At 58.7% G+C, this 25,775-nt stretch carries 15 protein-coding genes; 4 read left to right on the forward strand and 11 right to left on the reverse strand.

Annotation, left to right across the window (positions count from 1 at the left end; all coding sequences use genetic code 11):
• The first annotated feature begins 4 nt into the window (after nucleotides 1-4).
• Nucleotides 5-1,069: a beta/alpha barrel domain-containing protein gene (locus Enr13x_RS27880; RefSeq protein WP_145390152.1), complete on the forward strand. Its 1,065-nt coding sequence runs from the start codon at nucleotides 5-7 to the stop codon at nucleotides 1,067-1,069.
• A gap of 435 nt (nucleotides 1,070-1,504) precedes the next feature.
• On the opposite strand, the gene Enr13x_RS27885 is transcribed toward Enr13x_RS27880, so the two are convergent.
• A complete protein-coding gene (locus tag Enr13x_RS27885) occupies nucleotides 1,505-2,650 on the reverse strand; it encodes an SGNH/GDSL hydrolase family protein (RefSeq protein WP_145390153.1) in 1,146 nt (381 codons plus the stop codon).
• A 283-nt stretch (nucleotides 2,651-2,933) separates the two neighbouring features.
• Here Enr13x_RS27885 and Enr13x_RS27890 point away from each other — a divergent pair, with 283 nt between their 5' ends.
• Nucleotides 2,934-4,493 carry a BPL-N domain-containing protein gene (locus Enr13x_RS27890; protein ID WP_145390154.1) on the forward strand — a complete coding sequence of 520 codons (1,560 nt, stop codon included), beginning with the start codon at nucleotides 2,934-2,936 and terminating at the stop codon, nucleotides 4,491-4,493.
• A 193-nt stretch (nucleotides 4,494-4,686) separates the two neighbouring features.
• A complete protein-coding gene (locus tag Enr13x_RS27895) occupies nucleotides 4,687-6,081 on the forward strand; it encodes a hypothetical protein (protein ID WP_145390155.1) in 1,395 nt (464 codons plus the stop codon).
• A 234-nt stretch (nucleotides 6,082-6,315) separates the two neighbouring features.
• On the opposite strand, the gene Enr13x_RS27900 is transcribed toward Enr13x_RS27895, so the two are convergent.
• From Enr13x_RS27900 to glpK, 9 genes are all read right to left on the reverse strand, one after another.
• Nucleotides 6,316-6,585 (reverse strand): hypothetical protein, encoded by a 270-nt coding sequence (locus tag Enr13x_RS27900; protein ID WP_145390156.1) that lies wholly within the window; start codon nucleotides 6,583-6,585, stop codon nucleotides 6,316-6,318.
• A 116-nt stretch (nucleotides 6,586-6,701) separates the two neighbouring features.
• Entirely contained in the window at nucleotides 6,702-10,037 is a 3,336-nt protein-coding gene (locus Enr13x_RS27905; protein ID WP_145390157.1) for a M56 family metallopeptidase, read from the reverse strand.
• Nucleotides 10,034-10,417, reverse strand: coding sequence for a BlaI/MecI/CopY family transcriptional regulator (locus Enr13x_RS27910; protein ID WP_145390158.1), 384 nt, complete (start codon nucleotides 10,415-10,417; stop codon nucleotides 10,034-10,036). The genes Enr13x_RS27905 and Enr13x_RS27910 overlap by 4 nt, the downstream gene beginning before the upstream one ends.
• Before the next feature lie 132 nt (nucleotides 10,418-10,549).
• The gene (locus tag Enr13x_RS27915; protein ID WP_145390159.1) at nucleotides 10,550-11,599 is read right to left on the reverse strand and encodes a SecDF P1 head subdomain-containing protein; all 1,050 of its coding nucleotides are present in this window, start codon (nucleotides 11,597-11,599) and stop codon (nucleotides 10,550-10,552) included.
• Between the two features lie 93 nt (nucleotides 11,600-11,692).
• Nucleotides 11,693-12,313 carry a hypothetical protein gene (locus Enr13x_RS27920; protein WP_145390160.1) on the reverse strand — a complete coding sequence of 207 codons (621 nt, stop codon included), beginning with the start codon at nucleotides 12,311-12,313 and terminating at the stop codon, nucleotides 11,693-11,695.
• 127 nt (nucleotides 12,314-12,440) lie between these two features.
• Complete coding sequence (locus tag Enr13x_RS27925; RefSeq protein WP_231743824.1) at nucleotides 12,441-13,853, reverse strand: NAD(P)(+) transhydrogenase (Re/Si-specific) subunit beta; 1,413 nt, start codon at nucleotides 13,851-13,853, stop codon at nucleotides 12,441-12,443.
• An 89-nt stretch (nucleotides 13,854-13,942) separates the two neighbouring features.
• Nucleotides 13,943-15,478: a Re/Si-specific NAD(P)(+) transhydrogenase subunit alpha gene (locus Enr13x_RS27930; RefSeq protein WP_145390161.1), complete on the reverse strand. Its 1,536-nt coding sequence runs from the start codon at nucleotides 15,476-15,478 to the stop codon at nucleotides 13,943-13,945.
• A gap of 180 nt (nucleotides 15,479-15,658) precedes the next feature.
• Complete coding sequence (locus tag Enr13x_RS27935) at nucleotides 15,659-17,185, reverse strand: glycerol-3-phosphate dehydrogenase/oxidase (RefSeq protein ID WP_145390162.1); 1,527 nt, start codon at nucleotides 17,183-17,185, stop codon at nucleotides 15,659-15,661.
• Nucleotides 17,172-18,680, reverse strand: a complete 1,509-nt coding sequence (gene glpK, locus Enr13x_RS27940; RefSeq protein WP_145390163.1) for a glycerol kinase GlpK — start codon at nucleotides 18,678-18,680, stop codon at nucleotides 17,172-17,174. Before glpK ends, Enr13x_RS27935 begins: the two co-directional genes overlap by 14 nt.
• A 428-nt stretch (nucleotides 18,681-19,108) precedes the next feature.
• On the opposite strand from glpK, the gene Enr13x_RS27945 reads away from it, so the two are divergent.
• Nucleotides 19,109-19,747, forward strand: coding sequence for an ECF-type sigma factor (locus tag Enr13x_RS27945; RefSeq protein WP_145390164.1), 639 nt, complete (start codon nucleotides 19,109-19,111; stop codon nucleotides 19,745-19,747).
• Here the strand turns inward: Enr13x_RS27945 and Enr13x_RS27950 are convergent.
• On the reverse strand, nucleotides 19,692-25,775 hold the full coding sequence (locus Enr13x_RS27950) for a bifunctional serine/threonine-protein kinase/formylglycine-generating enzyme family protein (protein ID WP_145390165.1): 6,084 nt from the start codon (nucleotides 25,773-25,775) through the stop codon (nucleotides 19,692-19,694). The two genes, Enr13x_RS27945 and Enr13x_RS27950, sit on opposite strands and share 56 nt — an antisense overlap.

A 25,775-nucleotide genomic window follows, 5' to 3' on the forward strand; every position in this document is an offset into this window, starting at 1 on the left:
TTCGATGAGCATCGATCTCAGCACCCATTTTGGCGGCTTGCATCTTCAATCACCGATCGTGGTGGGCTCCTGTCCGATGACGGCGGAGGAGCCGAGCCAGGTCGCGTTGGTTTCGGCCGGTGCAGGGGCGATCGTGCTGCCGTCTCTCTTTCAAGAGCAGGTCTTGTTGTGGAACGATCGCAACGGCATTGCGTTTTCGGCCCAGGAACAAGCGTTGCTCAAACGCAGCCGACGCGTTCCGGTGGAGAATGCCGGATTGGATGCCGAGTCCTACCTGGAAATGGTCACACGTGCCTCGACACAGCTTTCGATTCCCGCGATCGCCAGTCTGAACGGAGAGAGTGGCGGCCATTGGTTGGAGTTTGCCAAGGAGGTGGAGCAGGCCGGTGCGGCGGCCATCGAGTTGTGTTTGCAGCCGCCTCCGCCGAGCGTGTACGGCACCGCACGCGAGGTCGAAGACGCGGTCGTCGAGGTGGTGACGAAAATCGATCACGCGATCAAGATTCCGCTGTTCGTCAAACTGCATCGCAGCTACACCCGGCTCAGCCAACTTTCCTGTCGGTTGCTCTCGGGCGCGCAGGGATTGATTCTGTTCGGCCGATTACCCGACACCGACATCTCCCTGGACACGTTCCAGCTGAAATCCGAGTGGACGCTCACCGAACCGGGAACGATCAGCAAGATCATCGGGCCGGTGATGCAAGTCCACAGCTACTGTCCTGGCATGCCGTTGGCCGCCTGTGGCGGGATCGGCACCAGCATCGATGTCGTGAAGGCCTTGTTGGCCGGCGCCGACGTCGCCATGGTCACCTCGGCGGTCTGTCGCGATGGCCCGACGGTGGTCCGCACGCTGATCGATGGGTTGCGGAACTTCATGGAACGTCATCGCATGAAATCGCTCGACGATCTGTTCGAAAAACGCCCGCTGGAATTCGACTCCGAATCCCAACGCAACGACTACCTGAAAGGACTGACGGCGCGGTTTGATCCGGCCGAAGTCCGCCGCAAGGTGTCGCGTTTGCATGGCGATCGCTGGGGCCACCCGACCAGCGATGTCGTGGCAGATTGAACGCTCGCCCGATCAAGCTCAACCGAAGGGCGCGAACGTGTTAGCGGAACGGCGCAAGCGGGCCGTCGATTTTGTGAGCCGCGCGCGCCGCGTCAGCGGCCGGGCACTGCGACGCTGCCCGAGGCCTTACGGCCAGCGGCTCACCATTGACTCAGCAGATCCCGACTCAATCGACAGCCGGCGAGCCGTCCGGTTTCGACGTGTAAGACCGGAGGGCTCGCGCCCTGCCGCTAACCATGAACAACCCGTTTGGTGTCAACGGAGGCGGCATTCGACGCAATGCCTAGTGCTTCGTCAACTTTTATTCTTAGGGTACCGCGGAAAAGGGGTCAGGTACCAAAAATGCGAAGCACCCTGCGGGCCATTTGGTTTTTGGTACCTGACCCCTTTTCCGCTCGACAAACGCAGGCTCGAAAATTGAAAGCTGACAAAGCACTAGGGGACCAGCAATGCGGAGAGCACTTGGGCGTAAACCCGATGCCCGAAGTCGTTGGGATGGTTGACGCCGTTGCCGGTCAGGTCACAGTCCTTTTTCCGCTGCATGAACTCACCCCACACGCTGGTCAGATCCGCCAGCGCGATACCGGGCTCACAAAGCGACGCCAATTGATCGCGGTACTTCGGAAACACGTCGTGATTCAGCCGCACCCAGTCGCGATTGCCGGTCATCGAAGCGATCAAGATGAATTCCGCCTGGGGACAAATCACTCGTGTTTTCTGGATCATGGCGGCCGTGTTCTGACCATATTCCTCGGGCGAGCGTCCCGCGGAATCGTTCATCCCGAAGGCCAAGATCACCAGATCGGGCCGCTGCTCGGTGACTTGATCGATCATGGTCACGCCCCACGGAGTCGATTTGCCGCCGACCGAGAGATTCGTCAGCACAACGTCCGCCTGATAATGTTCGCGCAGATGCTGGACGAGTAAGTCTTGGTAGGCCGGTTGGAACGGGGCTGCTCCGCCCCAGCCCGATGCGTTGCAGCCGGTCGAAATGCTGTCCCCCAGCAAGACGATCGAAACCGGCTGTCGGTCACGCAATTTCTTCAGTGTGATCGGAAGCGAATCGGGATCGAACACCGGCATCGTGACCGGCCACACCGTGTCGGCTTTCTTGTAGGTGACATGGGTTTGCATTTGATGGTATTCCAATTTCGCGCCGAACAGGATCTCGCCGTTCCCATCCCGGTGCGTCAATTGATGCCTCTGTGAATTTGCCGGACGCCGCAGCGCCGACGGTGGAGTCGTCAGCACGCGTGAACCGGCGGGAATGACGATCTCGCGAGTGCCGGGGATGAATCGATAGTCCACGCCTGGCTGATACGTGATGTCACCCGATGAGCTGCGCACCGAGATGATTTCGCGGATCGGAAACAGCATCGAACCTCGTGCTTCCCCCGACTCGGAATCACGCAAAAACAACACGGATTCCTGCTCGACGACGTCGCCTTTCCAAAACGGTCGCAATTGATCGGCAGAGTACTGCCACGTGGTCGTGTCGCGCGGAAGATCCTGGGCCGGCGAATTGCCCGCCAGAATCAGTGTGCAAACGAGGACGAAGGAACGAATCGACAGGGAGCGCATGGGGACCACGTGAATTGGCTGGTTGAATGAATGAATGAACACGGAGCGGACGTGACATTTATACTTGGTCTCGGCCCATCGGTGGGCTGATCGAGAATCGAAGAGTCCCCGGACATTTTGGCCAACTTCCTGCTGCAGGACGTCACCCTCCTGGCAGGAGGGTCGAGCGAAGCGAGGGGAGGTCGAACCGTAAGCCGCCGATGCAAGTTCAACGTTGACCGACCACGCCTATACCCACGATCCGAGCGCGCAAATTACGAGCGTGACCGAGGCAGCTAGCTTCATGCAAAAACCACGAATCCCCCATCGCTTCACCGGCCGTCTCCTGTCCGCGCTCTTGATCCTCATTTCGGCACTCGGGCTCGCCGGGGGCGAAATCGCACCGGTGGAAGCCCAAGTCGCCGCATCGATTCAGCCTCCGACGGCCACGTCCGGGACGCTGGGCACGGGCACGACGTGGGAAACGCCCTGGTATGTCATCGACAGCGGACAGGACGGCCCGACGGTGTTGATCACCGGCGGCGTGCACGGGAATGAACCGGCGGGATTCCGAGCCGCCGAGCAGATTCGTCACTGGCCCATCAGACGCGGAAAACTGGTGGTCCTGCCGCAGATCAATCGGCTGGGTCTGGCCGCCAACATCCGTTGGACGCCGGACCATCGGAACGATCGCCAGCGCCGCGACCTCAACCGCAGCTTTCCGACGTCCGAGCGAGACGAAGCGTTGACCGAACACACCCGAGCGATCTGGGACTTCATCACGGATCACCAGCCCGATTGGGTCTTCGATCTTCACGAGGGATTTGATTTCCATCGTCTCAACGCCGACTCGGTCGGCTCAAGTGTGATCGCCTTTCCCGGCCAACGTGATTTTGCCAAACGGATTCAACAAGCCGTCAATGCAGACGTCGATCCGCAACGTCATTTCGACGTGTTGGCCAAAAGCGGTCCCGTGGTCGGCAGCCTGGCCCGAGCGTGTCACGAACAACTGGGCGCCGTGAGTTTTATTTTTGAAACGACGTTCAAAGATCAGCCCCTTTCGCGTCGGACGCGACAGCATCGACGGATGGTTTCGACTGCGCTCTTATCGATCGACGTGATTGCGGAGGATTGTGTCGATCACTTGGCCCCGCAGCCGTCGCGCGGGATCACGAACGTGGCGTTGTTCGACGATTCGGGAGCCAACGAAGCGAAAGTGTTGAAGGTTCTCGAGGGCCGGCCGGAGCTGCGGGTGCGACAGGTCGGGCGGCACGACATCCGTCCGGAAGTGTTGGATCAATTCGACGTCCTGGTGTTCCCCGGCGGCTCGGGAAGCAAACAGGGCAAGGCGATCGGCCCGGACGGTCGCGATCACGTCCGCCAGTTCATTCGCGATGGCGGGGGCGTCGTGGGAATCTGCGCCGGCGCCTACCTGTGCTCGTCGCACTATTCATGGTCGCTGAACCTGATGAATGCCGCCGTGTTCAACCAAACGGTGGAGATCCCCGGCAAGGGCCGCAAGTCGATGTGGTATCGCGGCCCCGCCACCGATGTCGACGTCGAACTGACCGACCAGGGATCGCAGGTGCTGGGCGTCTCCGGAACGCAGTCGATTCAGTACCAAAACGGCCCGATCCTTTCACCGGGAGACAACGACGCGTTACCGGAATATGAACCGTGGGCTTACTTCCGCAGCGAGAACGGGATTTACGAGCCGCAAAAAAACACCATGATCGGCGCCCCGGCAATCGTTTTCGCCCGTTATGGCCACGGGCGAATGCTCGCCATTAGCCCACATTTCGAGAGCACCCCGGGTCAGTCGGGGGTGATCCCACGAGCCATCGCCCACGTCCGCGGCGAATAGGCAACCAGCAGAATGAAAGTGGGATAGGCTTCCAGCCTGTCATTTCAGCATCGACAGGCTGGAAGCCTATCCCACTTATGTTCCGTGCGTTGCCAAGCCAAGCATTCGGATATGATGAAGCCATCCCGCGCCGCAACGCAACGACTCGGTCGCGTTCTTCGAACTCAACACCGCCCCTCCTTCGAGCACGATCATGACGAAACGATCATTCCCCACGCGGATTCGGATGACTTTCTTGACACTGGTGGCGGCCGTCAGCTGCGCGGCGTCTCCAACAGCCTTGGTACAGGCATCCGAGCCGACGACGGCGCTGCAGTTGTTCGAAGAACGGATCATGCCGATCTTTCGCTCGCCCAATCCGTCCAGTTGTGTGCAGTGCCACCTTTCGTCGGTCGACATCAAGGACTACATCCTGCCCTCGCACACCGAAACGTTCCTCGCGTTGCGGGCGGACGGCTTGGTCGATGTCGAGGCTCCCGAACAGTCAAAGATTTTGACGTTGATTCAGATGGGCGAAAAAGATTCCGATCCGTTGGCCAAGCGGATTCATGAGAAGACACGCAAGGCCGAATACGAAGCGTTCTCCGCGTGGATCAAAGCCTGTTGCAGTGACCCCGACCTGGTTTCACGCTCGGCGCCCGAGCAACTCGCGGCGGTCGGTCCGGCCAAACCCATCGAAGTCGTTCGTCATGCCCGCAAGAGTCGTGTTCTGGAAGCCTTCACCCGCAACGTTTGGTCGCAGCGGATGCGTTGTTTCCCCTGTCACACGCCCGACGAAATGGACGCCGACAATCCGAAACATCAAAAGCCGGCCGAGCGCCACGGCGAACTTGTCAAAACCTATGGCGCGCGGATGAATCTGTTTCGCGAAACCCCCGAAGCAACCCTTGCGGCATTGGTCGCCAGCAGCCGCAAGCAAAACGGTAAAACATTCCCGTTGATCAACTTGAGGGAACCCGCCAAGAGTCTGTTGGTGCTCAAGCCGACCGCCAAATTGCCGCCCAAGCAAGACGACGGCACCCTGGGCAAGCCGTCTTCGACCGACCCGGTTTCCCACATGGGCGGCATCAAGATGCACGTCGATGACCACTCGTACAAGTTGTTCGTCGCTTGGCTGGAAGACTACGCCGCAGTCGTCGGTGACCAATACGCGACGGCCGACGAATTACCCTCGGACAACTGGATCCCCACCCAGCGGATTCTGCGGGTCAAAGGGACGCCGGCGGATTGGAAACCGGGCTCTGTCGTCCAGCTGTTCGTGCACGGCAAAGATTCGTCCGGCAATTGGTCACCCGATCCCGTCGCGTTCACGCAATCCGTGGTGACCCCCAGAGGCATGGTCAACGGAGCGTTGTTGGTGATCGCGTCGAATCTGGGGCCGGATCAAGAGCTTACCGACGATGCGTTTCCGCTTGTTCCGGGCGAGTACATGGTCAAGGCATACGTGGACACCGCAGGCAAAATCAAAGCGTCTCCGTCACACCTGCTCGACGCGTCCGACTTCGCCGGACAAGCGGTCATCCAGGCAAAATGGCTGATCGGTTTTCCCCAGGCAGAAACCTTCGAAGGCGCTCGGTTGGAGAAGTAAGAGCGATCCACGCGCTGGCAAAAGTGGCGTAAGCTTCCAGCTTGCGATTTTCCTGCGACAGCAGGTGCCGTTGGTGTCCAACCTTGCGGGACCGTCCAGCTTAGGACGACCGCGTTCCCGGGTACGATGGCCCTTCCGGGCCGTCGTCCGGAGGGCTCGCCCCGACGACCTAGAAAGGACGTCGTACAACGATCCGCTGACCGCGGCACCCTCAATCGAAAGCCTGACCGACCACTAGGTTTCCGTGATCGCATACAACCCGCCGCCGTCGTGGCGAAGTTTTCCTTGGCGGGCCAATGCTTGCCAAACCTCTTTGGGAAATTGATCCGGCGGACGGATCGCGGCGATGCCGGATTTCCTGCCGGATGACATCGGCCCATGCCCCAGGCTGGATTCTTCGTCCAGTTTCATCAGCTTCAATCGTTTACGAAACGCCTTCATCGCCATCCGAAGTTCTTCTTTGGAAGGGCCTTCGGGCTCGGGCGTGGTTTCCGGTTCGGTCATCGTGTGTTCCTTGCGAGAAATAAGTGGGATAGGCTTCCAGCCTGTCGATGCGGAAATGACGAGCCTGATAGCCTATCCCACTGTTAGGATCGGACACATTTTATCCGCTCAATGCTTCATCCGCGATCGGTGTTGCCAATTTCCGTTTTGTAACGCTCGTCGTACATCTGTTGATGTGTCTTGAGCTGATCACTTGAAACGCGAAGCGTTCCGACGTTGAGACGGCCCGAGGCATTCATTTCGATCGGCGTTTGCCAGTAGAAGTATTTTCGCCCTGTGTCAGAGTCGTTGCGCACGGCGACGGCGTATTCCAAGCCCGCGACGGCGGTGATCTGGAAACTGCCATCGTCCCCGATCGGGACGGTATCGGTCTTGAATTGACCGAAGTCTCCCGATCCGATCAGACGTGTGGTCAGCCCGGCATGAAGCCCGGTGGCCGGTTTGCCGTCAAGCATCACTCGCCCGCTGACGAGCCAAGGATCACGCAAAACGAGCTTGATGGGGGCGTTTGAGTTGGGGTTGATCGTTGCCTGGGCCGCCGTGAATCGGGGACGCGGGGAGGCGTCTTCGTAATCGGTTTTCATCACGCTGACCGTTCCATGTTCCCATGCCGATCGACGCAGCACCAAGGAACACCGACCGTCCGGCCCTGTCTTCGCCGACTCTGCCAACGTCTGAGACAAGTGATAGGTTCGGTGATCGCGATCGAGCGTCTCGATAAACTGGCATTGAACCCAAGCACCTTCCACGGGCGATCCGTTGGTGTCGACGACCGTCACCCATCGAGCGGGGATGCTTTGGATCTGGAATTCTGGCACCCTTATCTCGAAGAGGTCGCGAGCATCAATCGCTTGGGTCAATTGCCGTTGCCTTGACGACTCGACATTGAACTGATCAATCGTAAGGAAATTCAATCCAGGCGAACTACCGACGACCGATAGGTAGCCCTTTTCCTTCGGGATCACCATCCGCCACTCGCCTTGTGCATCGGTTGTGGAACGGAGGAGCGAATCTTCGATGCGTCCCGCTTGGCGATGCCAACAGACTTGGGCGTTGGCGATGCCGGTGCCATCGTCCTTCCGTACGACTCGACCGGACGCCCGGATTCCATGTTGTGCCTGCAAACGCAGTTCGCGTCGATCGATCACTGATTCGGCCGGCACCGCATAGGAGCGGGGCAGCAAACCGGACTCGAACGGAAAACGTGCGATGAATTGAACCTGTCCGTTGTCGTCCGACGTCCCACGCAAGAACTCAACGGTCGTCCGCATCCTTCCGTCCTCGGAAATCTGAAATCGCTGCGACGGCGATTTGCCCTGTGGCGTCAACGCGGAGAGCGTGTACTGTTTGACGGGGGCACCGGCATCATCATGGATGGCGACCGAAACGAAAAGCTGTTTCCGTAGTTCGATCGTTGCGGGTGAGACGGACTCTTCAATCACTGGTGCTCCTCGTAGGCCCGTCGCATAGCCCGGCGCTGAGACCCTGTGTAGACGCGGGAAATAACCCTCCCGTCGAATTCCCAACACCAGCGATGCACGTTCCGGCATTTGAAAGGCGACCCGGCCGTCGTCGTCTGTCTTTGCGACCAGCTGGATTTTGTCAGAGGGAAAGCGATAGGCGTGGGGTTCGTTGGTGAAGGGATCTCCTCTTCGCCGCGTAAACGGATCGGAAAACGGATCGGCATTGGAGTGGGCGCTCGTCGGCACGGTGATTTCTTTCACGGCGACACGGACATCACTGATTCCGCTTCCGGTCGGCGTCACGACTCGTGCTGCAATTTCTTCGCTGCCAGGTAGTCGGATATCGACCGATGCTGTCCCCAACGCGGGGGATCGGCGATCGAACGGTGACAGAGCGTAAACGCCGAGTCCGAGTCGGTCGGTTTTATCGGCCACCAAAATCTCCCAACGGGCACGACCGAGTGACTTCAGGCGGATGGTCGGAAACCCCTGGACCTGGTAGCGGCCATCCTGACCGGTCGTCGTTCGGGCAACGATCGGCGGCGAGATGTATTTGCCGTCCGGGCCGCGGGAGAAAACAAATTCGCGAATCAAGACGACCGCCCCAAGCACGGGACCGTTGGCATCGGTCACCCGGCCGACCAATTCAAGGTTGACCTGTTGAGAGGCTTCACCCGCCGGCTTTGCGAGTTCGACGGTTTGAAATCGTTGAAACAAGCCCTCGTCCGCGGCGACGCGATCCTGAGGTGGTGAGGCCAACGGGACCGCATTGTTCTCAACGACGGCGGGGGATGTTTGGGCAACCACGGCTTCCAAGCTGATTCCCGACAATGCAATCAGCAAAAAACCCAGGCCGACCGCGGCGATCGTCCAACGAGGCGGTCGGCTGTCCTTCGACGTGCGAGCTAACATCCGTCCAATGCGGTATTGCAGGTTCGTACCGGACGAAATCGCCGCCGGTGGTTGGGCAACCGCAGCGATGCCCTGCGTGATCTCCAGCAGACTTCGAGAGTAGGAGGCCCTGCTCTCGCCGGAGCGCAAGACCGCATCGTCGGCGGCGTCCTCTCGTGACCGCCGCAGATTCCGGCGAGCCCAATGGACCGACGGGTGAAACCAATAGACGGCCGACGTGATTTCCGCCAGCCAATTCCAGCATGAGTCACGCCGGGCAACGTGCGCCATTTCATGCAACAGGCAATGCCGCTGCTGATCGACAGTGAAGGATCGAAAGCTGATCGGAACCAACACCATCGGACGCAGCACTCCGAACGTCAGCGGCAATGAAACAGATGCTGAAATGCGACACTGCGGCGTTCCGCTCAGGCACAAACGCCGTGCGCAGATCTGGGCGAGTTGCCACTGCTCCGCAGTCAATTCGATGGCTTCGGTCGCAAAACGCCTCAATCTGACCCAACTGACAACGATCCTGACAATCCATCCCAGTAGCCCGGTGAAGTAGATCATGATCATGATCAACGCAACCGACGACGACGCCGCTGTGACCGGGACGGAACGTTGCTCGGGCGGTCTTGCCGAAAATGCATCCGACACCGGCGAAACGGCATCCCCCACCGGTATCGACGGGACCGGAGGGGCAGCCGAATGCGCGGGGACGGGAGCGTCCGAGATGGGACCGTTCGTCTCACGCCGCCGTCGCTCAGCCGTGACCGAACTCGCCGCGCGTTGTCGGTCCGACGTGACGGCGACGTCATTCGTTGGCAGGCTGACTGGCGAGGCGGATGATTGCAACACGCGAACCGGAATCCGGATCGGAAAGGACGTCAGCAGTTGCGGCACCAACAGAACGAGCGCGCCGAAGGCACAGATCCAGACACAATGACGAAAACCGGACGACCACTTGCTCGCCAGACGGTCCATGAACCACGCGGCCATCACGATCATCGCCGCACGCAAGACCCAGAGGATCAACGTTGCCAACGCCGGATGCGTTTGATCAATCAGATCCCAGCGGTGTAACCACTCACTCATGTCGTTTCCCCCCGCTCGGCTTCGGAAATCAATTCACGCAATCGATTCAATTCGTCTTGATCCAATTGCGTTTTCGGATCGGACAGGTGCGAGGCCAGGGCCGCTTCCACCGATCCACCAAAGAAGACATTCAAGACGTGCCGAAACGCCTGTTTCGCCGCCCGTTTCTTGGGCTGCACCGGCCGATACCGGTAGTGCCTCCCCTGACGTTTAAACTTGACCAACCCCTTTTCGCCCAAGATCCGCAACAGCGTCCGAACCGTGGCGTCGGACGGATCCCCGGACATGGCCAGCCGCACCTCGGCCGCGGTCGCTTCCTCCTTGGCATACAAGATGTCGACGATTTCCCGCTCGCGACGACTGAGTTGCTCCACCGCCATTGACACCACCTCGACCGAAACGCTGACAAGAAATTTTTAACACTTCAAAGTCAGTCTGACGGTCGGCCGAGCCGCTGTCAACAATTTTCTTCGACATCGTGAAAAGTTCAAACTTGCTGAGACCGGTGCGTGTCACAGCGGCCACTTCAACATCGGCTTGGTCAGCCTGACCGGTTCTCGCTTCAGTGGTCTCTCGGGCAACTCGATCGGCAGACGTCCGGCCTTGAGCACGGCGATGATGGCCTGGATCTCGGCTTTTTCGAAGTCGCCTGTAATCACTGCCTGCTTGCGGATCGGCTGCAGAATATTCGGCGCAGTGATCAACAGGTCGTCAAAGACGATTCCGAGTCGGGTTTGCCGTTGCCCGACCGGTAGATAGCGTTTGGTCAACGTTTCCAACGCGGTGCTGCCCTGCTGAGTGAACTCCAGCGAGACCGCCAATTGACCATTGGCATCTTCGGTCATCGCGGCGAAGCTGAGCGAATCTCCGTCCAGCTGAAGATCCGGTTCGACGATCACCAACGCGTCCAGTCCGGGGACGTTGTTGTCGAACATCCATTGCCCCACTTCGACTTGCCCCTGGGAAGTTTGAAGCGACGACGCCAAGTCGACCAGCGCACCGGTTTTCGAGTTTCGCAGGATCAATCCCTTCGGTTCGATCTTCAACTTCGGCCAACCCGTTGCCCGATCGACGGTCTGGTCGATCAACCCCCATCTGCCGACCGACGCGTCCGATTCGTCGCGAACCTCCCGCGCAAGATTACCGCTGTCGACCTGATCCCTTGCCGCATCGATCACGGCATTGTGACGCCCCGGTTGGGCCAAGGCCAGAAATCGCAAGTGTCCCTCGTGGTGCAGCATCGTCGCGATCGCATCGACTTGCATGCTCTGGGTGGTTTCCAAATCGATCTGCAATCTCGTTCCGTCGTCCACCACTCGGATCACCTTCGCCCCATCGAAGAAACCGTCCAACCGTCGCTCGACAGCCGAGACGATTTGGTCTGCGCGAACATCCGACGGTTCGATCTGATACACCAACCGGGTTCCTTCCACAGAGGTCTTGGCAAAGAACACGAGCCCGACCGCAATCGCGACCCAGACCATGACGGCAATCGCAACGATGGTTTTGCGGCGCGACCGGGAACCGGAATTCCCGGATTCAATTTCGTCAGCGTACGACACCCAAATCTCCTCTGATTGCCTGGACAAATCCCATTTGATCGACGGACCGCGAGCCCTCCGGTCTTTCACGGTGAAACCGCACGGCTCACCCGCCTACCGCAGTGCCGTCAGCAGATCTTTGACTTGTTGGTGCACATCACTTGTCGCTCGCACGACCAGGACCTTACGCATCGCAAAGTAGTGAATCGAGCCGACGCCTCCACGCGATTCCCAGAAATCCGGTGCCACGATCCGTTCAATCAAGACGACGAGTTGCCATCCGGCACCCGCGGCGGCGGCCCCACCGGCTCGGTGATTCGTCGACGGCTGGGCGGGATCGGGACTCGTCGAATCGCTCGGATCGTCGAGTGCCGCGTTGATCGCCGCATCCACTTGATCCGATAACCCGGTGGGACGGGGGATCCCTTTTCGCCCGAGTTGAATTTCCATTCGTCGTGCGACGGTCAGCAATCGTCGTCGCACTTTCGTGGCGTCGCCCTGGAGCATTTCGCTGGTCGCGTACCGTGGATCGCTTCGCAGCACGACGTACAAATCACACAGTGCGGCGACCGCATCGTCACGGGCTTGGCCTGCGGTTGCGTTCGCTTCCAGACGCAGTTGTGTCCGCGTTTGCTGGCGCAACGACGTGGTCGAAACCTCCGCCGCGTCGACGTTGGAAAAACCGAAGACACCGAGCATGGCCGCCAGCGCGGTGTGGTGGATGATGCGAATCACTCGTGCACCTCATCGAGGAGAGAAACAATGTGAACGGAACAGCTCAGCAGCGGATGTGATCACGTGGGATAGGCTTCCAGCCTGTCGATGCTGCAATGACGATCCTGGAAGACGCTCCCACGGGTCCTCAACGTTGCAGCCCCCGCAAAATCGCGTCGACGTTTTGCTTGGCGTCACCGAACAACATGTACGTATTGTCTTTAAAGAATAGCGGATTTCCGACGCCGGCGTATCCGGTGGCCATGCCGCGCTTCATCACCACACAGGTTTTGGCCGTCCAGACTTCGATCACCGGCATGCCCGCGATCGGGCTATTGGGATCATCCAGTGCGGCCGGATTGACGATGTCGTTGGCCCCGATCACCAGGATCGCGTCGGTATCGGACATGTCTTCATTGATTTCGTCCATTTCCAACACGATGTCGTACGGCACGTTGGCTTCGGCCAGCAACACGTTCATGTGCCCGGGCAAGCGTCCGGCGACCGGGTGGATGGCGAAACGGACTTCTTTGTTGCGTTTGAGCAGCGTCTTGACGACTTCGGCAAGGGAATGTTGTGCTTGAGCGACCGCCATGCCGTAGCCCGGAACGATCACGATGCTTTGTGCTTCTTCCAGCATCGCGACCGTCTCGTCGACGCTGAACTCCTTCGTCGTGCCTTCGACCACGGCGGCCGGCCCGCCCGCGCCGCTGCCGAACCCGCCCATGATCACGCTCAAAAAACTCCGATTCATCGCCGCGCACATGATGTACGACAGAATCGCGCCCGAGCTGCCGACCAGTGCACCGGTGACGATCAGCAAGTGGTTCTTCAGCATGAATCCGGCCGCCGCGGCAGCCCAGCCGGAATAGGAGTTGAGCATCGAAACGACCACCGGCATGTCCGCACCGCCGATCGCCATCACCAAGTGAACACCGATCAGTGACGAGATCGCGGTCATGATCAACAGCGGTACCAGCGCATCATCACCCTCGACACGGCAGTACCAGATTCCCAAACCGACACAGGTGATCATCAGGACGAGGTTCAAGACGTGGCGACCGGGCAGCGTCACCGCTCGACCACCGATAAGTTCGGCCAATTTCAAGAACGCGACGATTGATCCGGTGAAGGTCAACGCGCCAATGAAGACGCCGACGTAGATCTCGATTTTGTGAATCAGCATCTCGCCGTCGGGGACCGCGATCCCGGGTTCGATGTGGCTGGAGATGCCGACGAAAACGGCGGCCAATCCCACAAAGCTGTGAAGGATCGCCACCAGTTGCGGCAGATGATCCATCGATAACCGTGCGGCCAACCGGACGCCGATCAAGATCGCCGGGACAATCGCGGCCGCCATCCAGAGGTATCCGCCGTTCATCACGCCAAAGATGGTCGCCCCGACCGCCAGCACCATGCCGATGATCCCGAGCAGATTGCCACGCTTGGCACTCGTCTGATGGGCCAACCCGGCCAAGGAGAAAATGAACAGGACCGCCGCCACGATGTACGCGACCGTGGCCAGGGACTGGTTCAGGGGCAGCGTCTGAGAAGCAATCACGAGTGGGTGGGAAAACGGCATGTTTATTACGTACGGGAGCAAACGATCATTCAAACAACAGAACATCCAACATCAGACGGGCAGCCAAATCACTTGCGAAATAGGCTGAGCATGCGGTGCGTGATCAGAAAGCCGCCGGCGATGTTGATCGTCGCGACAAAGATTGCCAGCCCGCCCAGCCATGCCGCGACCGGGTTGGACGCCCCGATTTGTACCATCCCGCCGACAATGATAATGCCGCTGATCGCGTTGGTGACACTCATCAACGGGGCATGCAGCGAGGCGGTCACGTTCCAAATCACTTGCCACCCGATCAGACAGGCCAATAGAAAGACGGTGAAATCGGTGATGAAACCCTGATCGCGCGTCAACGCGACTGCAACCAACAACACCGCCGCGATCACCATCAACGCGATGTCAAAGGTCCCAATTTTCTTTTCCACCACGGCGGACGGTGCGACCGACTCCACCACTTTCTCTTTGGGGGCTGCGGAGACGGAAACCGGCGGCGGGGGCCAGGTGACCTGACCATCTTTGACGACCGTCGCGCTGCGGATCACGTCGTCGGTCATGTCGACGCTGAACCTCTCCGCGCCGCCCATCTCGTCGAGCAAATGATAAAGATTGGTCCCATACAGTTGGCTGGATGTGTGTGCCAGTCGACTGGTCAGATCGCGGTAGCCGACGATGTGCACGCCTTCGACCTTGGTCACCTCATCGGGAATCGTCGCCTCGCAATTACCGCCTTGTTCGGCGGCCAAATCGACGATCACGCTGCCCGGACGCATCGAACGGACCATTTCGTGCGTGATCAATTTCGGTGCCGGTTTGCCTGGAATGAGTGCCGTGGTGATGATGATGTCCACCTCTTTCGCCTGGGCGGCAAAGAGCGCCATCTCGGCATCGATGAATTCCTTGCTCATCGTCTTGGCATAGCCCCCCGACGTCCCGCCTTGCTCGTCGCTATCGAATTCCAACATCAGGAATTCGGCACCCATGCTTTTGACCTGGTCGGCGACTTCGGGACGCACGTCGAAGGCACGCACGATCGCCCCCAATCCCCTGGCGGTCCCGATCGCGGCCAGTCCCGCGACGCCCGCGCCGATGACCAACACCTTGGCCGGCGGGACTTTTCCGGCCGCGGTGATCTGTCCGGTAAAGAAACGCCCGAACAACCCCGCGGCTTCGACGACGGCCCGATACCCCGCGATGTTGGCCATCGAACTCAACGCGTCCAGTTTCTGCGCCCGGCTGATGCGTGGCACCGCTTCGATTGCCAGCGCCGTCGCTTTCCGGGCGGCGATCTTCTGCAACAACGCTTCGTTCTGGCCCGGTGCCAAGAAACAAATCAGCGTTTGGCCTGCCCGCAGCTGCTGGATCTCTCGATCCTGCGGACTGCGGACCTTCAACACAATGTCGGCTCCTGTCCAGATCTCGACCGCTTCACCGCAAACGGTGCAACCGGCTTCGCGATAGCTTTCGTCATGAAAGCTCGCGGCATCTCCCGCACCGGATTCCACCAGAACCTCGAACCCAAGCTTTCCGATCAATCGTCGCGCCGTTTCCGGTGTCGCCGCCACACGACACTCGCCGGAATAGATTTCCTTGGTGATGCCAACTTTCATCTGCCGCCTGTCCCTTCGAATGCTTTGGGTGGGAAACCCCCAACCTTCTGGCGCACCTAAGATACCATCTCCACCGCACGCCGTTCAGCTCGCCAATCAACGCGACGAAACCCATCTGGCCAGGACAAAATGCGTTTTGTTAGCGGCAGGGCGCGAGCCCTCCGGTCTTTCAACGTATTTTCAAGCCGGAAGGTAGTGCGCGGCAACCGCCTCAAACGCCGCGAGTTGCTCATCGCGCCACGCCGAATCGGTTCCCAGTTCGTCGGACAGGATCTCCGCGACGGCGGGTGCCGCATCCAATGCAAGTCGGGCGTTGAGAAACAGTGTCCGGGTCCGGCGGGCCAGCACGTCTTCGACCGTTCGTGCCATTTCGTTGCGGACCGCCCAAATCACCTCGGAACGACGGATGGCCAGCGACTCATGTACCGGCTGGGCCAGCGTGGGATCGTCGTTTTCCAACTGGACGATCGCGGCTGGATCGGGAGCATTGATCCGCAGCGTTTCGGTCACGCACTTTGCGGCGGACAGATTGCCCGTTTCGATCGCCTTGTCGACACAGTCTTCGGCCATCTTTCGCACGGTGGTCCATTTCCCTCCGGTGATCGTGATCAGTTTCGACGCCGAGAGCCGGATCACGTGATCTCGTGAAAGCGATGCCGTTCGCGAGGACTTGTCGCCTTTGACCAGCGGCCGGACTCCCGTGAAAATGCTCAACACGTCGGCGATCGTCGGAGGCCGTGACAAGTACTCCGCCGCGGTCTCCAACAAGAACTGAATCTCTTGCGGTTGGGGCGACGGTTCGGCAACGGCGTCGGGGATCGCGGTATCGGTGGTTCCGACCAGGATGTGATCGTGCCAGGGGACAAAGAAAATCACGCGTCCATCCGAAGTCTTGGGAACGATCATCGCGGTTTCGCCGGGATAAAGTTCCTTGGGCAAAACCAGATGAATCCCTTGGCTGGCGGCGACCATCGGCTGGCACTCCGCATCGTCGAGCAATCGAACCGCGTCGCAAAACGGACCGGCCGCGTTGACGACCGTCTTGGCTGCGATCTCAAACGATTCGCCCGATTCCTGGTCGGCCGCAACGACACCGGCGACCAGACCTCGGTCGTCTTTGATGAATCCCGTGCACGCCATGTGGTTGGCCAAGCTGGCGCCGTGCTGCGCCGCCGCACGGGCCATGTCGATCAACAATCGCGCGTCATCAAATTGCCCGTCATGATAAAGCACCGCACCACGCAGTCGCTCGTTTCGCAACGCGGGCGACAATTCGAGCGCCCGTCGTGCGAAAATGCAACGGGAACGGCCAAACCGGTTTCGCGTGGCGAGCAAGTCATAGAGTTTCAGCCCCACGCCATAAAACATCCATTGCCAAAGGTTTCGGCAGGGAATCAAAAACGTTTGGTCGTGGACCAGATGGGGCGCGTTTTCGAGCAACAAGGATCGCTCACGAAGCGCATCGCGGACAAGCGTCACGTTGCCCTGCTTCAGGTACCGCACGCCGCCGTGAACCAGTTTGGTGCTACGGCTGGACGTCCCGCTGCCGAAATCGTATCGCTCCAGCAGCACCACGTCCAATCCACGGCTGGCGGCATCAAGTGCCACGGCAACACCGGTCGCGCCCCCGCCGATCACCGCGACGTCCCACGGCGTTTGACGGTCGCGGATTTTGGCAATCGATTCGGGCCGATCAAGTCGCGTCATGCTGTTGCTCCGGTTGCCAAGATTTGGAACGCCGCAGCGCCTCGGCCCAACGCTCTCGTCGCAGCGCCACGTCCGCGTCCGACATCGCCGGTTCAAAGACCCGATCGGTTTTCCAGATCGATGCAATTTGGTCCAGATCCTGCCAAAAACCGACCGCCAGTCCGGCCAGATAGGCCGCGCCCATCGAAGTCGTCTCTGTCATCTGCGGACGGACCACGGGAGTCTTCATGATGTCGGCCTGGAATTGCATCAACAGATCATTCGCCGAGGCGCCGCCGTCGACACGCAACTCCTTGATCGAGATTCCGGCGTCCTGCTGCATCGCGTCCAAGACGTCGGCGACTTGGTAGGCGATCCCTTCCAACGTCGCCCGCGCGATGTGCCCGCGATTGGTCCCCCGCGTTAACCCCACAATGGTTCCGCGGGCGTAGGAATCCCAATGCGGCGCGCCCAGCCCCGCCAGCGCCGGAACAACATAGACGCCATCGCTGTCGGGCACGCTGCGGGCCAGGGGTTCAATTTCAGACGACGATTCGATGATCCCCAATCCGTCGCGCAGCCACTGGACGGCGGCACCGGCGACAAACACGCTGCCTTCGAGCGCATACTCTCGCTTCGACGCGGCACTGGCGGCAACCGTGGTCAACAGTCGGTGTTTGGACACCTGCGGCTGGTCGCCGATATTCATCAGCATGAAACAACCGGTCCCGTACGTGTTCTTGGCCATCCCGTGTCGCGTACAGTTTTGGCCGAACAATGCGGACTGTTGATCGCCGGCGGCCCCGGCGATTTTAATCGGACCGCCGAACCACTGCGTTTCGGTCTCTCCATACACATGGCTGGACGGACGCACCTCGGGCAGGATTGCGGCGGGAATGTTTAACAGTTCCAACAGTTCGTCATCCCACTGGCCGGTTGCGATGTCCAGCAACATCGTGCGCGACGCGTTTGTGATGTCGGTCACGTGAACGCGACCCCCGGTCAGTTTCCAGATCAGCCAACTGTCCATCGTGCCGAACGCGATCTCGCCGCGTTCCGCCCGCTGCCTGACACCGGGCACCTGGTCCAACAACCAACGAATCTTAGTCGCCGAAAAGTAAGCATCGATCAGAAGTCCGGTCTTGGACTGAATCAGATCGGAATGCCCTTGGTCGCGAAGTGAATCACAGAATTCCGACGTCCGCCGGTCTTGCCAGACGATCGCGCGATGAATCGGCTGGCCCGTGGATCGATCCCACAACAAAACGGTTTCGCGTTGGTTGGTGATCCCGATCGCAGCGACGTCGTCGGCCGACAGACCGCAGGACGCCATCACCTCCTGGGCGACGGCCAGTTGTGACTGCCAAATTTCGTCGGCGTCATGTTCGACCCAACCGGGCCGAGGGTAATGTTGCGTGAATTCACGCTGGGCGACGCCCAACACCGCCCCCGATTGCTCAAACGCGATCGCCCGCGAACTCGTGGTTCCCTGGTCAAGTGCAACAACAACGCCCATCGTGCCCGCCTGCAAAAGTGAAAGGGTGATTGAAACCCCAGTGCTTCGTCAACGTTAAGTTTTAAGTTCAGTAAGAAAGTGGCGTAAGCTTCCAGCTTGCGTTTCACCAGTGAAACGAAACTGCAAGCTGGGAACTGACGCCGCTTTTGAAGATTGACAAAGCATTAGCTTAACACGTCCGCGCGGCCCTTGCGGTCCCTTGTCTTCGCGGATCGGCGTGTCGCTGATCACGTACAATTCGTCCAACCGAAACGAAGGGCCGCTGGTCGATCGTCCGATCACTCGCCGGCATCTGCGGTTGCGATCCTATCGCCCGATGAGAATTGCGACGGCCCATCGCGACTTCTGTTGCTACACTTTACTTTTGGCCACGCCCGGCATGATCACAGCGATCTCTTTCACCAACCATCCTCACGCGATTCGACTTTATGAACGAGTGCTCCGAAGAAGGCTCCGTCACGAAATATATCGGTCGGCTAAAGGAAGGTGAATCTTTCGCCGAGCATGAACTATGGTTCCGCTATACGAAGCGTCTGGTCGGCTTGGCGCGTGACCGATTAGGTGTTGACCAACCAGGATTCACCGAGCCCGAAGATGTCGCGTCGTTAGCGTATTACGATCTTTTAAAGGGAATACAGGACGAACGATTCCAGCGACTCGACGATCGAGGCGATCTTTGGCAAGTCTTGGCGATGCTGACCGTTCGCCGCTCGATCGATGAAAAGCGACGGCGTACCGCGATCAAGCGTGGTCCAGAGGCGAAGGCAGGCCCCGACGAGATGGTGGACGAGGCTGCCAATAACGCGGACTCACCGGTCGACCGAGTCGGCGATCTGCAGCCGACGCCGGAGCAAGCAATGATCTTCAAAGAGGAATTCCGGCGAAGACTCGATCAACTCGATGACGTTCGTCTAAAAGAGATTGCGTTGGCGAGAATGGCGGGATCGCGAAACGAAGAGATTGCAAGTCGACTCGGTTGTTCGTTGCGCTCGGTTGAACGCAAGCTTGCACTCATTCGCCGTCGATGGCTGGAGGCCGAAAGTCCTCGATCGTCCTCGCAATCCTGAAACCCATTGTGACGCCGAAATTGTACGGAGTACTGCTGCCGGTCTTTGATCCGTAAACGCTGCGCGCAATTCTTTGGAAACTCGCGTTGTTCGCAACGCGTTTTTGAGGGATTGTGGGGTGGATTTTTGTCAAATCTTCCACGTCATCGCCCTTCGGCCCGAGACCGTGTCGGGAATAGCTGGTTTCTATCCCCCATTCGCGTAGGTTGCCGAGCACGTCGAACAGTCCGTACGCGTTGGGCTTCAGCAAACCTACGCGGCTGGCATAATGGGGGGCATTGTCAAGGTGCCAAGCGTATTGATGAAGGAGATTGTCAGAGTTGCCAAAAAAACGGTGAGTGGTCGTGCCCCCGCGTGCCGCGAATTCGAACTCGGACTGTGTCGGCAACCGATAACCCGTGCGGCGAAGGTAATCGTGTGGAAGTTCGACCGGCTCTTGGTACTTTTCCTCGGGGATCGTCGGAAAGCAGTGCTGATCCTCTGGAATCCCCTCTTTCTCACTCAGCCACTTGCAATACAGCATCGCCGTCATCCAGTTCGCCTTTGCGACCGCACATTTTGGATCTTTATTGATTCCGTCGGGAAGGCGATTCATCGGGCGTGGCAAGTCGGCAAGGAATTCGAGGAACTGCGCAACCGTGACTTCCTTGGTCGCCATCGCAAAGGATCGATTGATCCGTGTCGGTGCCTGAGACTCCCAGCGGGCGTTTGTCGGACTCAAGAATTTGCGAGGTGTACCCTGCATGAATCGCACCGGCCCTCTGATGATCGCCAAAACGTGACCTTGATGGCGAGTCGCAAACCAATCTCGTTGCGGATGGATTTTTCCGTCGGCCAAGGTTGCGTCTAACTGTTGCACTTCTGATTCGTATCCCAATCGACGTAGCAGCCAGTCAATCGCTCCGTGCATTCCGGGATCGGGGTCGTTGACATACCAGTGTTCTAATTGATCAAGCAAGCGAGATTGCTGCCGATGCGAGAGCGAGAAATGCCCCAATGCCAGGATCATGGCATGACGGGCGCCCGTATCGGTTTCGGACGCAAGTCGATCCAGAATAGGTGATGGGTTGCAGCCGAATGGCCCCAGCTTGGCAATCACTTCGGTTCTGATTCCTGGACTGTCGCTAGACTCCAAGACATTCCAAACGGAGTTAAGTTCTCTCAAACAATACAGTGCGACCACCGCATTTGCCTTTCGCGGCTCAAACGATTCGGGGGTCCGAGTCGCATCGCGCCGCCGCCGCCAGACAGACGCCGCGGTGAATCGACCGGCAATATCGGTGACGCTGATGGAATTCGGTCGATAGTGCTCTCGCGCTACTACTTTGAAATCCGCGGTATGTTCCCCAACAAGCTTCCCCTGGAAGATTTTTTCGTCGGCCCACATGCCGCTGGAACGGAAGCGAGTGTAGACGACTCCTGGGGGCAATTCTTGCTGCAATTGAATGAACTCCGGTGACGTTCGAATCGGATCGAACATCCAATCCAATCGCAACCGCGTTGCATCTTCAAAGCCTGCCCGCATTGCTTGACGAAGCAACTGAATCGATCGAGCGGCCCATCGCCGGGCGGATTCGTTGTCGCGACTTCGGATGATCCCGGCAGATCTGGCGTACACGCCAGCGGCATCCAAAAGCACCGCCACGTCGCTTTCCTGCTCTGCCGACGGTTCGATCATGGTGACGGGCCAGCGGTCCATCGCCAGGTGTGCTGAGACCAAAATTTTGGTGGCCACCAGTCGCCGCTCCGGTTCGTCGAGCCGCTCGAGCATCCACAGGTCATCGAGTGACTCCCTTCGGCGTCCGCCCCTCGCGTGCAATAACGCACGGAGTCGATACGCTTCGCGATGGTGCCGCCTGCGTTTGATGTACTCATCCAGGTTCCGCAGCGATTCTGCATCGTTGCCGAGGTAAAAGTCGGCGCGTCCCAGCTCGAATCGAAACCGCTCTTCTTGCAGATAGATATCGCGGGTCTCGCTGTTGCCCCAGTCGTCACGCCTCTGTTGCCAGTAGCTTCGGGACGAAAGACTCTCTGGAGTCATGCTGACGCAAATGTCACAAGTAAGCCGTACACGATCTTCATGCTCGGCGAGGGCAGTTGAATGAAGCGAAGTTTCGACCGTCGGCAGTCCCGCTGCCATCTGTTGTACGCCGCAATACCGAATGTCTCCGTCGGGCCCATTGTAGGCGTGCACCGAGACGGTCCGTTTGAACCTGCGATCGATCAGCGTCCGCTCTCGGCGCCATCGTTCGGCTTCAGAGACTCCCGCATAGAAGTCTTGTTCCCCCGAGCCACCTGGTGGTTGTCGGCTCCAGACCACGGCGAATCGTTCAATCACGCCACGATCCGTTTCAACGGTGTAGCCGGCGACATCAGACAACTGAAAACCGTTGAACTGATAGATGATGAAACGCTCGCGGAGCAAACGCCGATCAAGCCCCAATTCAACCGTCGCTGGCAACGCGTCACGTCGCCAAATCGCCGCAACACGGGTTGCCGCTGCGTCACGGTAGGGTCGCACTCTCGTTGCCCGGAAACCGAGTTGCTCGAGTTGGGGATGGATCGAATCAAACTGCCGACGCGTCATCGTTTGACAGATCGCAAAGTCTTTCGTCACCATGCCATCGGCGCGTTCAAGGGCGGAGTGAAGCTCTGGATCGACGTCACGGTGATCGATCTCGTCGGCAGACCAGTAATACTTGCGCGGGTGCTTGAGTTCCGCGAGGAACCGATCTCGCGCCCTGCTTCCGCGCCGACGCAATGGCCCGATCAGCTTTCTGAATTGGCCGGGATCGGCATCGAGCACCAGTTCGCAAAGTAGCTCGGTGTCATCGACGGCGTAAACGGCAAGCAAGTCTGTTGCGACGGCCACCTGGGATGGCAAGTAGTCGCCGGCAGTGTTGCGATAGATTTGCGTCAGAGCCTCGGCAAGATGGTGCCGGATCGGGCGATAAATCTTCTCCCAGACGGGCAGCGTGATGGCATTTTGGTTCGTTAATTCGCTCGCCAAACGGTTTGCCACCGAGTCCCAGATCGCGGCATCATCGCCGCCAATCCTCGCAAGAAGGCCGGATGCGATCAAAAAGTTGGACGGTTCAGACGTCTCATCGACGATCGTGTTTTGGAAGAACCGGGCAAGACGGTTATGACGGGTGGCAATCAATTCGCTGATCGCCGGTAGATTCTGTGGCCCGGCAACTGCGAAGACAGAATCGCGGATCAGCGGTTCGGCCTGATCCGACCGCCCCAAGAAAACCAGACCAAACTTCAATTTGATTTCATCGGACGCCATTCCGTTTAAAATAAGTCCGATCGATGGATCGTCAAAATGGATGCCTTGCTTCTCAAATTCGCGCGAGATCCTGGGAAGATGATGGATGTCCGCATCGATCAAACGTTGGATCAATTGCTCCCGGTTTCGGCGTCGTTCGAAATGGCCGAACATCCCGTACGCGCACAAGAGGAGCGTTGCCATGCCGGCCAAGCGTACGAAATGACGTCGAGATGCTTTGACCATCAATGCGATGTCGTCTTGTGACCAAATCGATCGTTCGGAGAACAACACAATTCCGGAATACTCGATCAACGAAGGCAGAAATCGATTTTCGCGTCGTCGTTGCCAAGCCACAGACAACTCCTTGAGCTTTCGTTCGGCGCGGCCTCGTCGTGTCTCGAGTTGTTTCGCGGTGAGCCATTTTCTGATCGCGGGAACAAGGTAGTCATGCGCCAACTGATAGGCCGGGCGACCGGAAACCGATCCCTCGTCACTTGAATCTTCGCCCAGTTCGACGGCGGTGATGAGTTTCAGTTTGTCGTCAAGGAGGGTGAGAATCCGTTGGAATGACTTGCGGTACAGTCCTCTCGTCACCACCTCGAGAAATTCAACGGGACGCGCCGCACCGCTGAGATCCGCCGTATCGGAATCCGGCAACAAGCTCCCCATGATGCGACACAGGGCGAGGTCTTCGGCGACAGACAACCCCGTTTTCTCGAGCGCCAGAACGTCATTCAAGAAACTCACGCCTAATCCATCCAAACCGCCAACTTGAGCGATACTGTCCGATTCCCACGGTTTGTCGGCCATCATCTGAGTAAACATCGCGATTCGGACGGCACTGATCCCTTCCTGCTGCGACAGCGTTGCAACCGCTTGATCAAGAAATCGAGACTGTGACGACGAGACCTGGGTCGACAATTTGCCCAATGCCTGTCCCAGCCGGGTAAGAACGCGTCGCGCATGTCGTGGCGTGAACGGCTGGATCAACCAATAGTTCTTGCCTTCGGCGAGCGGTTGGTCCAGTGTCTGAAAAAGCTGGTTCACACTCGAAAAAAAGTCATCGCGAACGATCAGCAAAGCTTGAACTCGACTTCCGTCACACTGTTGAAATCCCTTCACCAGGACAGGGTCGATGTGGGATCGATCAGAAATCAGCCAACGTTCAAACTGGTCGATCACAATCAAAAGTTTACGAGCAGGATCGGAGTCGCGCACCGATGCGAGCAGTTCGGGCAATGACGTGTGATGCTCGTGTCCGGGCATGGCTCGCCGTAGTCGCCGGGTCAAAGCGGTTTCGGTGTCGTTCTGTGATGCGACGAGATAGACCGGGAGAACGCGGTTGAGATCAAGAGCCGGCAAGAACCCGGCACGGACCAGGGATGACTTGCCGCTACCTGAAGGACCATAGATCAATCCAACACAGAAGTCCTTTTGCTTTGCGCTTCCTTCAAGCAGAGAGACCCATCCTTGAATCGACGGCGCGTTGCCGTTTTGCTCCCCTGGTAGCGGAAGCAGCTCTCGGAAACCGTTCGCGTCGCGGTCGGTAAAGCAACGGAGCCCCGGGTAGATCAAATCCCCATCCGGCCCCAATTCTGGTGAATCCAATGACAGTTCTTCAAGGCAACGTGTGATCGCTGCGCGCAAGTCATCGACGCAATCGAATCGATCGTCCGGATGTTTTGCAAGACAACACGCGCAAAGTTTCTGCACCGACGTCGGGATCTCGGTGGCGTTGGGGAATGGGATCTGTATTTTCTGATTGCTGATTTTTTCGAACAATTCGTTTGTCGTGGGTGCAACAAAAGGGCGCCCCCCCGTCAACAATTCGTACAGCATGACGCCCAGGCCCCAGACGTCGGTCCGCTCATCGATGATCCTATCATCGCCTCGGATTTGTTCGGGAGACATGGAGATCGGCGTACCGACGCGAGATCCCATGGAACGTTGCTGGAAGGATTCGGAAATTGCCAATCCGAAATCCGTCACCCGCGGCGTACCGCTGTGATCGATCAGCACGTTGGCAAGCTTGAGATCACAGTGAATGACACCGCGTTGATGGGCGTGGGCAACCCCCGCCGCGATCTCATCGATGATCTCCATCGCCCGACGCGCGGACAGTTTTCGGCTTTTGGCCCACGTTGAAAGATCCTGGCCTTGGACGTATTCGTAAACAATTGCCGGAATGCCGTTCTCCTCGAACGCCTCATAGACGGTGACGATCGACGGATGATTCAATCGGGCGGCCGATCGCGCCTCGCGAAGAAACACGTCGATCGTCGCACCGGTGATCTTGCCCGCCAAGTGCGGTAACTTGACCGCAACCACGCGATTGAGTCGCGGATCGACGGCGCGACAAACACGTCCAAATCCCCCGCCGCCGACGCACTCAATGATGTGAAACCGTCCGATCGAGTGTAGATCATTTTCGACCGGCGATTTGCCGGCGTGTTCGACCTGAGGCGGCCGGGCTGCGACAGACGCATTGCGGATCGCCTCCGCGACGATTTTCGTGTCGCCAGGAAATCGAGTGTGGTACTCATTGAAATTGATCCAGTCACCGCGCTGATGACGAATCTGGATTTCCGTCGTCAATAATTCCGTCAGCAGGGTGTCGCGTTCGTCCGACGGACATCCATCTAAAAATTGTTCAATCGATGCGTTTGAACCAGACTCGAACTTTGATTCGAAAGCGTCCGCGATGCGGTCGATTCGCTCCTCAGCTGACAACGAAAGTATATCGTCCGAACTCAC

Source organism: Stieleria neptunia (assembly GCF_007754155.1).
Taxonomy (GTDB): Bacteria; Planctomycetota; Planctomycetia; order Pirellulales; family Pirellulaceae; genus Stieleria; species Stieleria neptunia.